Origin of the sequence: Mesorhizobium sp. M4A.F.Ca.ET.050.02.1.1 (assembly GCF_003997725.1) — a bacterium.
Taxonomy (GTDB): domain Bacteria; phylum Pseudomonadota; class Alphaproteobacteria; order Rhizobiales; family Rhizobiaceae; genus Mesorhizobium.
Genome location: NZ_RZSG01000202.1, coordinates 1 through 8,537, shown reverse-complemented (window position 1 = coordinate 8,537; position 8,537 = coordinate 1). Strand labels below are relative to the sequence as shown.

The window sequence follows — 8,537 nt, the reverse complement described above, 5'->3', positions numbered from 1 at the left end:
TGCCGTGGCTGTGCGATGCCGGCATCGAGGCGATCATCGCGGTGGCCTCCGGCAAGGGCGGCGTCGGCAAGTCGACGACCGCGGTCAACCTGGCGCTTGGGCTTGCCGCCAACGGCCTGAAGGTCGGCGTTCTCGATGCCGATATTTATGGGCCGTCCATGCCGAGGCTGCTCAACATCCATGGCCGGCCGCAGACCGTCGACGGCAAGATCCTGAAGCCGATGCAGAATTACGGCCTGAAGGTGATGTCGATGGGCTTCCTCGTCGATGAGGAGACGCCCATGATCTGGCGCGGCCCGATGGTGATGTCGGCGCTGACGCAGATGCTGCGCGAGGTCGAATGGGGCCCGCTTGACGTGCTGGTCGTCGACATGCCGCCCGGTACCGGCGACGCCCAGCTCACCATGGCGCAGCAGGTGCCGCTCGCCGGCGCCGTCATCGTCTCGACGCCGCAGGACCTCGCTTTGATCGACGCCCGCAAGGGTCTCAACATGTTCAGGAAGGTCAACGTGCCGCTGCTCGGCATCGTCGAGAACATGAGCTACTTCCTCGCCCCCGACACCGGCAAGCGCTACGACATCTTCGGCCATGGCGGGGCGCGGCGCGAGGCCGAGCGGCTGAGCGTCACCTTCCTCGGCGAGGTGCCGCTGGAAATGGGCATTCGCGAAAGCTCGGATGCCGGCGCGCCGGTGGTGGTCTCGAAGCCGGAAGGCGCCGAGGCGAAGATCTACCGCGACATTGCGGCAAAGGTCTGGGACAGGGTCAACGAGGAGCGTGGCGCGGCGGAAGCCGCGGTGCCCTCGATCGTGTTCGAGTGATCCCTCGGCGCGAGGGTCAGCCGCCGACCTTCTCGCCGAACGTCGAGAAGAACTGCCCGGCGAGCTTCTTCGACGTCGATTCGATCAGGCGGCTGCCGAGCTGGGCGATCTTGCCGCCGACATCGGCCTTGGCCGCGTATTTGAGCACCGTCGTGTCCGCGCTGTCGGCGGTCAGCGTCACGTCGGCGCCGCCCTTGGCGAAGCCGGCAATGCCGCCCTTGCCTTCGCCCTGGATGGTGTAGGAATGCGGAGGCTTGAGGTTCTTGAGCACGACCTCGCCGTTGAATGTCGCCTTGATCGGCCCGATCTTCAGCACGACGGTTGCCGCCATTTCGGTGTCGGATTTCTTTTCCAGGCTCTGGCAGCCGGGGATGCTGCCCCTCAGAATGTCCGGGTCGTTCAGCGCTTCCCATACTTTTTGCAGGGGTGCGGCAATCCGTTCCTCGCCTTCGATCACCAAAGCCATCAAGAACCTCCCGGAAAGACTGCCCGGAAGCCCTAGCGCAGGGGCAGACTTATGTCTATCGCACCAAAGTGCGGGTTCGGATGGCGCGTGCCCCTTGCCTGCATCCGCGCATTGTCATATCGATTTGTCATACAAATACGGAGACCACGATGGCCGGCGCCCCCACCAAGAAGAAAAAATTTCGCTCGCAGGAGTGGTTCGACAATCCCGACAATCCGGGCATGACGGCGCTCTATCTCGAGCGCTACCTGAACTACGGGCTGACGCGCGCCGAACTCATGTCAGGCAAGCCGCTGATCGGCATCGCCCAGACCGGCTCGGATCTGTCACCCTGCAACCGGCATCATCTCGAGCTTGCCAAGCGCGTGCGCGAGGGCATCGTCTCGATGGGCGGCATCCCCTTCGAGTTCCCATGCCATCCGATCCAGGAGACCGGCAAGCGCCCGACCGCCGCGCTCGACCGCAACCTTGCCTATCTCGGCCTTGTCGAAGTGCTCTACGGCTATCCGCTAGACGGCGTCGTGCTGACCATCGGCTGCGACAAGACAACGCCGGCGCTGCTGATGGCCGCCGCCACCGTCAACATCCCGGCCATCGCGCTGTCGGTCGGCCCGATGCTGAATGGCTGGCACAAGGGCAAGCGCACCGGCTCCGGCACCATCGTCTGGGAGTCGCGCCAGCGGCTGTCGGCCGGCGAGATCAACTATGACGAGTTCATGGACATCGTCGCCTCCTCGGCGCCGTCGACCGGCTACTGCAACACCATGGGCACCGCCACCACCATGAACTCGCTGGCCGAGGCGCTCGGCATGCAGCTGCCGGGCTCGGCCGCCATTCCCGCGCCCTATCGCGAGCGCGGCCAGATCGCCTACGAGACCGGCAAGCGCATCGTCGACATGGTGCATGAGGACCTGAAGCCGTCCGACATCATGACGCGCCAGGCGTTCGAGAACGCCATCGTCGTCAACTCGGCCATCGGCGGCTCGACCAACGCGCCGATCCACCTCAACGCCATCGCCCGCCATCTCGGCGTGCCGCTCGACAATGACGACTGGCAGAAGGTCGGCCTCAATGTGCCGCTCATCGTCAATCTGCAGCCGACGGGCGAATACCTCGGCGAGGACTATCATCACGCCGGCGGCGTTCCGGCAGTCGTCGCCGAACTGCTGAAGGGCGGGCTTTTGCCGCATCCCGACGCGGTCACCGCCAACGGCAAGTCGATCGGCGACAATTGCCGCGATGCCGCCAACGAAAACCTGGAAGTCATCCACAGCGTCGACAAGCCGCTGAAGGCCAATGCCGGCTTCATCAACCTCAAGGGCAATCTGTTCGATTCGGCGATCATGAAGACCAGCGGCATCTCGCCGGAATTCCGCCAGCGCTACCTGTCCAATCCGAACGATCCCGAGGCGTTCGAAGGCAACGCCATGGTCTTCGACGGGCCGGAAGACTACCACGCCCGCATCGACGATCCGGCGCAAGGCATCGACGAGCACACCATCCTGTTCATGCGCGGCGCCGGGCCGGTCGGCTATCCGGGCGGCGCCGAGGTGGTCAACATGCAGCCGCCGGCCTACCTCATCAAGAAGGGCATCCATTCGCTGGCCTGCATCGGCGACGGCCGCCAGTCGGGCACGTCGGGCTCGCCCTCGATCCTCAACGCTTCGCCGGAGGCGGCGATAGGCGGCGGCTTGGCGCTGCTCAAGAGCGGCGACCGCGTCCGCATCGACCTGAAGAAGGGGTCGGCCAACATCCTTGTCAGCGACGAGGAGATCGCCAGGCGGCGCGCAGCACTGCAGGGCAATGGCGGCTTCCACTATCCCCAGCACCAGACGCCGTGGCAGGAGATCCAGCGCGGCATCGTCGACCAGTTTGACGCCGGCATGGTGCTGAAGCCGGCAGTGAAGTACCAGGATGTCGCGCACACCAGGGGTGTGCCCCGCGACAACCACTGAGCGCCGGCAACCTCGCTCGCGCGAACGGCGGCTTGATCGTGGATCAAGCCGCCGTTTTTGCTGACCTAGGGCTGCTGTCCGGCTGCGCTTACAGGTAACTGGTGATCTCCGGCGCCTGGTCCTGCCTGTTGCGTTTACCGTCCTCGTAGATGATCGGTGCGGAAGCGAGTTCCTCCTCGCTGACGTCGTCCAGGCAGGCGACGTTCACAGCCCAGAAATTCCCGCCCATGAAATCGAGATAGCCGCGCGAGAAGACATTCGCGCCGCAGTTCGGGCACATATAGTGGTTGATATCGCCTTCCGGCCAGTTGGACGGGCTTGCCTTGTAGTCCCGCATCCGGTCACCGCCTTCCGTCACCCTGAGCGCCTGGTAGGCGGTGAAGGATTTGCGGTAGCCCAGTTTCCAGCAGAAGCTGCAATTGCATTTGCGGATGCCCTCGGCGAGGTCGAGATCGGCCTCGAAGTGCACCGCGCCGCAATGGCAACTGCCGTGATAGGTCTTCTTCATGGCGCTCCTCGCAGAATTTGTTCTGGTCCTCTGTGGCCACCGCGAAACCAGATCAGATTGTGGCCATTGCCCCGCCAGATAGGCGCCTGGCTCCTCTGGGCAATACGTCCTCTTGTGCAAAACGGCGCGCGAGATGCCATATGCTGGCAAACGGACAGGACCATCCATGACCAAACGGCGCTCTTCCCTAGGCTTCCTCGGCATGTTCGGCCGCTCGGGCGATCTGAGGATGCTCGATGCCGCCTTGCGCGGCGCCGACCTCCATCCCGCCCTTGTGCCGGAGGGGGTCAAGCTCACCATCGTCAATCTGATGAAGGATCACTGGCCAGACGAGCCGCCGGCGCAGGCCTACGCCTCGCTCGCGCAACTGTTCGGCTATTGCGTTGCCGGTCCCGAGACGTTCGAACAGGCCAACGGCCGCGAGCGCAGGCTGGACGCGGAGCGCCGCATCGAGGAAGCGCTCGAGACCGGCGACAGCCTCGATGCGCAGATCGTGCTGATGGCGCTGCATGCCAAGCTGATCAGCGCCGAGGTGGTCGAGCGCTTCGGCCTAAGCGCGGAGTAGGCTGCTCGACCCAGCCTAGCCGCCCATGCCGCCGCGCGGCAGCTTGATCATCTCGCCGAAGCGGGCGCGCAATTTGTCGTCGACCGTTTTCGGCACGTGGCGCGGGAAGCGCTCGGCAAGCACGCGTTTCTTCTCGGCGATCGCCCTCTGCAGAATGTCGGGCCGGCCCTTCTCGTTCCATTCCTTGGGCGAGAAGCGGTCGCCGATGGCCGGATAGAAATATTCGGTCTGCATCAGCTTCAGCGTCTGCTCGTTGCCGAGATAGTGGCCGGGGCCCTTCAGGCAGACATCGGCGATGGTGTCGATCGACAGTGCTTCGTCGGTCACCTCGATGCCGCGCACGCAGCGCAGGCAGTGGCCGAGCATGTCGTTGTCGATGATCAGGCTTTCCAGGCAGAAGCCGAGCAGCGAGGCATGCATGCCGGCCGACTCATAGACCAGGTTGAGGCCGGAAAGGCCGGCCATCACATTGGTGATGCCCTTCTCGTAGCCGGACTGGATGTCGGGCAGTTTCGAATCCGTCATGCCGGCAGCCGAGCCGCCCGGCAGGTCGTAGAATTGCGCCATCTGCGCGCAGGCGGCGGTCAGCACCGCCTGCTCGGCCGAGCCGCCGGACATGGCGCCGGTCCGAAGGTCGGAGACGAACGGCCAGGTGCCGAAGATCGCCGGATGGCCGGGCTTGATGGCGTTGACATAGACCAGGCCCATCAGCACTTCCGCGACTGCCTGCACCACCGCCCCGGCAATCGCCGCCGGCGCCGTTGCGCCGGCCTGGCCGGCCGACAGAAGCAGGATCGGAATGCCGCCTTCGACACAGGCCTCGAGCACGCCACAGGCGTCCTCGGCGAACTTCATCGGCGGCACCACGAAACAGTTCGAGTTCGACACGAAGGGGCGCGCGCGGAAATTCTCCTCGCCGCCGGCGATCGCATAGAGCATCTCCAGCGCCGGCTTGACGTTCTCGCGCACGGTGAACGAGGTGCCGACATGCTTGGAGGTTCCCATCACGCAGGCGTAGAGCGTGTTGAAATCCATCTCGAGCGGATCGGGAATGTCGCGCGGCACCATGGTGCGCTGGAAGAAATGGATGTTGTCGAGACCGTCGACCAGGCGGGCGGCGTCGTAGATGTCCTGCAGCAGCGATTCGCGGTATTCGCGCTTCTCGACGTCGACCAGATGCACGGCCGCGCCCGCCGTGCCGTAGTGCACGCGTCTGCCCTGGATCACCATGTCGTGCTTGGGGTCCTGGCCGTGCAGCGTGAAATGACGCGCCGCGTTCTTGATCGTTTCGAGGACGAGCGCCCGCGGCAGGCGGACGCGGCCGTCGTCGCCATAGGTCGCGCCAATCCTCGTCAGCGCCTCGATGCAGGAGGGTATGGCGTTGGCGAAGCCGACCGTCTCCAGCAGCGTCAGCACCGCCTCGTGGATGCGCTCGCGGTCGTTTTCGCTGAGCGGTCCATAGCTGCCGCCTTCGAGGCCCGGCCGCACCGGTCTGATGTCGTCGGCAAGCGGTGCCGCCCGCATCGCGCGGCGCGCTTCGCGCCCGCCGGATCGCCGCGAACGCTGGTCCGCCGGCGCATCCTGCTTCTCAAGAGCCACTGACATGGAAGCACTCCACCTTTAGCTGCGAGGCGGGACGCGGCGGTTGGTCCACCATCGGCCCTGCTTCGTCCCCTTTGTGGCTCGACTATGCCGCCGGCATTGGTGCAGCCTATGAGCCAGCCAGTCCCGTCGAATATGCCAGGATGCTAAAACGATCGAGGGTCGTGTCAAAGCAAAAGAGCCGGCTTGGGCCGGCTCTCTGTTGAATTCGGCAGGTCGATCAGGCCGCGGCGGGTCTGCGGCCGGCGGCCGTCGCGAGTTCCCGTATGCCGGGCTCGATGTGTTGCAGCGCGATCGAGGAAATGCCCAAGCGCATGAAACGCGACGGTTTTTCCGAGCGGTCGAAGAAACGGTCGCCGGGCTCGATGATGACGCTGCGCGAGGCGGCCGCCTCGGCGAGGCCCCGCGAGTCGGTGCCGCGCGGTCCTTCGAGCCAGAGCGAGGTGCCACCGGCGGAGTCGGTCGAGCGCCACTCCGGCAGGAAAGCGGAAATCGCATGGACCAGACGCTTGCGCCGCTCGTCGAAGGCGCTGGACAGACGCCGCACCAGCGCCTCGTGATGGCCGAGCGACAGGAACAGCGCCACCGCCCGCTGGTTGTTGGCCGGCGGGTGCCTGAGCATGAAGCGGCGCAGCGCCCTGAGCTCGGCGATCAGTCCGGCCGAGGCGACGATGTAGCCAAGCCGCAAGCCCGGAGCCAGCGTCTTCGACATCGAGCCGACATAGATGACGCGGCCGGAACGGTCGAGGCTCTTCAGCGCCTGCTGCGGCGCTTCGTCCAGCAGTTGGCTGTCATAGCCGTCTTCGATGATGATCTGGTTGTGACGGTTGGCCCGCGCCAAGAGGTCCTGGCGCCGTTCCGCCGACAGCGGCACCATGGTCGGGCAGTGGTGGCTGGGCGTGACGAAGACGAAGCCGGAATCCTGCGGTATCGAGGAGGTCACGATGCCGGACTGGTCGACCGGGACCGGCTGGATGTCGGCGCCCGCAAGGCGGAAGATCGAGCGGGCATCCGGATAGCCGGGATCCTCCATCGCCACTTTCGAGCCTTTGGTCATCAGCAGCGAGGCGAGCATATAGAGCGCGTTCTGGGCGCCGAGCGTGACGATGATCTCGTCCGGATTGGCGAAGATGCCGCGCCGCGGCAGAAGTCGGGCCTGGATCTGCTCGATCAGGAGCGGATCGTCGCGGTCGACCATGTCGGAAGCCCAGTTGCGGATCTCCAGCACCGCGAGCGCCATGCGGTTGCATTCGCGCCACTCGGCGGTCGGGAACAGCGCCGGGTCGAATTGGCCATAGACGAACGGGTAAGAGGACTTGATCCAGTTGTCGTGCTTGGCTGGCGGCGGCATGTCGCTGGCGGCGATCTGCCGGCGCGCCTTCCAGTCGATCTCGTTCTGCTGGTCGGGCGCCTTCTGGTGCGGCTTGGCGGGGGTGGCGAGCACTTCCGGATTGACGAAATGGCCGCGCCGCTCGCGCGCCACCAGAAATCCCTGGTCGACCAGTTGCTGGAAGGCGAGCACCACGGTGCCGCGGGCGACGCCCAGTTTCTCGGCCAGGATGCGGCAGGACGGAAGCGGCATGGAAGCGGCGATCTGCCGGTCCAGAATGGCGGCGACGATCGCCTGGCGGATCTGCGCCTGCAGGGTCTGGCCGGATTCAGCCGAAATCCGGAACAGGCCGGACCATATGGCCGTGTCGTTGCGCTGTGGCATGGAAGGGTTTCCTCGATGGCCAGCTTTTTGTGCTTGGCTGGACCAGTCGAGTGTAGGGGTGGCACAAGGGGTTGCGCCAATCAATTTTTCTGATCGCTGGGATTTATGCCAGTGATCCATTGCGCGACGCGCAGCGTCGTCGCAGCGTCGCGGCCTACCTGTTGGTGAGCAACGCGCAGCGTCGTCGCATCCTCCGTCGCCGGGTATCCAAGGCCTCATCAAAGCGTGATGCAGTGCGGCAATGCCGCCCTTGAATGAAATGGAATCGGCTCGATAGAATGTCGCGACGACATGCGCCGGAAACATCCGGCCTGTTAACATAGGTTCAAAAACCCGCCAGGAGCCCGCATTGGATCAATCAACCTTCGACAAGCAAGTCGTCGCCTTGCGCGAGCATCGCGCGGCGGCCAAAGGCACCATGCGTGAAGCTTTCGCGGCTGATCCCAAACGCTTCGCGACGTTTTCCGCCACCGACGGCGATCTCCTGCTTGACTGGTCCAAATGCGCGGTCGACGCCGACACGATGGCGATGCTGGAGAAGCTCGCCGGAGCCGCTGATCTGGCGGGTCGCCGCGCCGCCATGTTCGAAGGCAGGAAGATCAATATCACCGAAGGCCGCGCCGTGCTGCACACCGCGCTTCGCAACCTGGCCGGCAAGGGCGTCGTGGTCGATGGCCAGGATACCAAGGCCGAGGTTCTCGCCGTTCTCGACGCCATGGGCGCCTTCGCCGATGCCATCCGCTCCGGCAAGGCGGCCGGCGCCACCGGCAAGAAGATCACCGACGTCGTCAACATCGGCATTGGCGGTTCCGACCTTGGCCCGGTGATGGCGACGCTGGCGCTGGCGCCCTACCACGATGGCCCGCGCGCGCACTATGTCGCCAACATCGACGGCGACCATATCCACGA

At 65.1% G+C, this 8,537-nt stretch carries 7 protein-coding genes and 1 pseudogene; 4 read left to right on the top strand and 4 right to left on the bottom strand.

The window, feature by feature from the left end; genetic code table 11:
• The coding region (locus tag EOA33_RS15605; protein WP_145989157.1) for an Mrp/NBP35 family ATP-binding protein at positions 1-818 on the top strand (818 nt) is incomplete at its 5' end.
• A gap of 16 nt (positions 819-834) precedes the next feature.
• Here EOA33_RS15605 and EOA33_RS15600 read toward each other — a convergent pair.
• On the bottom strand, positions 835-1,284 hold the full coding sequence (locus tag EOA33_RS15600) for a carbon monoxide dehydrogenase subunit G (protein ID WP_126056752.1): 450 nt from the start codon (positions 1,282-1,284) through the stop codon (positions 835-837).
• A gap of 149 nt (positions 1,285-1,433) precedes the next feature.
• On the opposite strand from EOA33_RS15600, the gene EOA33_RS15595 reads away from it, so the two are divergent.
• Complete coding sequence (locus EOA33_RS15595; protein ID WP_127406008.1) at positions 1,434-3,239, top strand: IlvD/Edd family dehydratase; 1,806 nt, start codon at positions 1,434-1,436, stop codon at positions 3,237-3,239.
• Between the two features lie 88 nt (positions 3,240-3,327).
• On the opposite strand, the gene EOA33_RS15590 is transcribed toward EOA33_RS15595, so the two are convergent.
• Complete coding sequence (locus EOA33_RS15590; RefSeq protein ID WP_127406007.1) at positions 3,328-3,747, bottom strand: GFA family protein; 420 nt, start codon at positions 3,745-3,747, stop codon at positions 3,328-3,330.
• Between the two features lie 166 nt (positions 3,748-3,913).
• On the opposite strand from EOA33_RS15590, the gene EOA33_RS15585 reads away from it, so the two are divergent.
• Positions 3,914-4,312, top strand: coding sequence for a hypothetical protein (locus EOA33_RS15585; RefSeq protein ID WP_127406006.1), 399 nt, complete (start codon positions 3,914-3,916; stop codon positions 4,310-4,312).
• Positions 4,313-4,327: 15 nt separating this feature from the next.
• Here the strand turns inward: EOA33_RS15585 and EOA33_RS15580 are convergent, their stop codons facing one another.
• Both EOA33_RS15580 and EOA33_RS15575 read right to left on the bottom strand, forming a co-directional pair.
• A complete protein-coding gene (locus EOA33_RS15580; RefSeq protein WP_127406005.1) occupies positions 4,328-5,917 on the bottom strand; it encodes a trimethylamine methyltransferase family protein in 1,590 nt (529 codons plus the stop codon).
• A gap of 217 nt (positions 5,918-6,134) precedes the next feature.
• Positions 6,135-7,628, bottom strand: coding sequence for a PLP-dependent aminotransferase family protein (locus EOA33_RS15575; RefSeq protein WP_127399970.1), 1,494 nt, complete (start codon positions 7,626-7,628; stop codon positions 6,135-6,137).
• Positions 7,629-8,046: 418 nt separating this feature from the next.
• On the opposite strand from EOA33_RS15575, the pseudogene EOA33_RS15570 reads away from it, so the two are divergent.
• Positions 8,047-8,537 (top strand): annotated as a pseudogene (locus tag EOA33_RS15570) (glucose-6-phosphate isomerase); the annotation flags it as partial.

Coding starts and splice junctions, on each gene's coding strand:
- EOA33_RS15585 (WP_127406006.1), top strand. CDS start 3,914: ATGACCAAACGGCGCTCTTCCCTAGGCTTCCTCGGCATGTTCGGCCGC.
- EOA33_RS15580 (WP_127406005.1), bottom strand. CDS start 5,917: ATGTCAGTGGCTCTTGAGAAGCAGGATGCGCCGGCGGACCAGCGTTCG.
- EOA33_RS15600 (WP_126056752.1), bottom strand. CDS start 1,284: ATGGCTTTGGTGATCGAAGGCGAGGAACGGATTGCCGCACCCCTGCAA.
- EOA33_RS15590 (WP_127406007.1), bottom strand. CDS start 3,747: ATGAAGAAGACCTATCACGGCAGTTGCCATTGCGGCGCGGTGCACTTC.
- EOA33_RS15595 (WP_127406008.1), top strand. CDS start 1,434: ATGGCCGGCGCCCCCACCAAGAAGAAAAAATTTCGCTCGCAGGAGTGG.
- EOA33_RS15575 (WP_127399970.1), bottom strand. CDS start 7,628: ATGCCACAGCGCAACGACACGGCCATATGGTCCGGCCTGTTCCGGATT.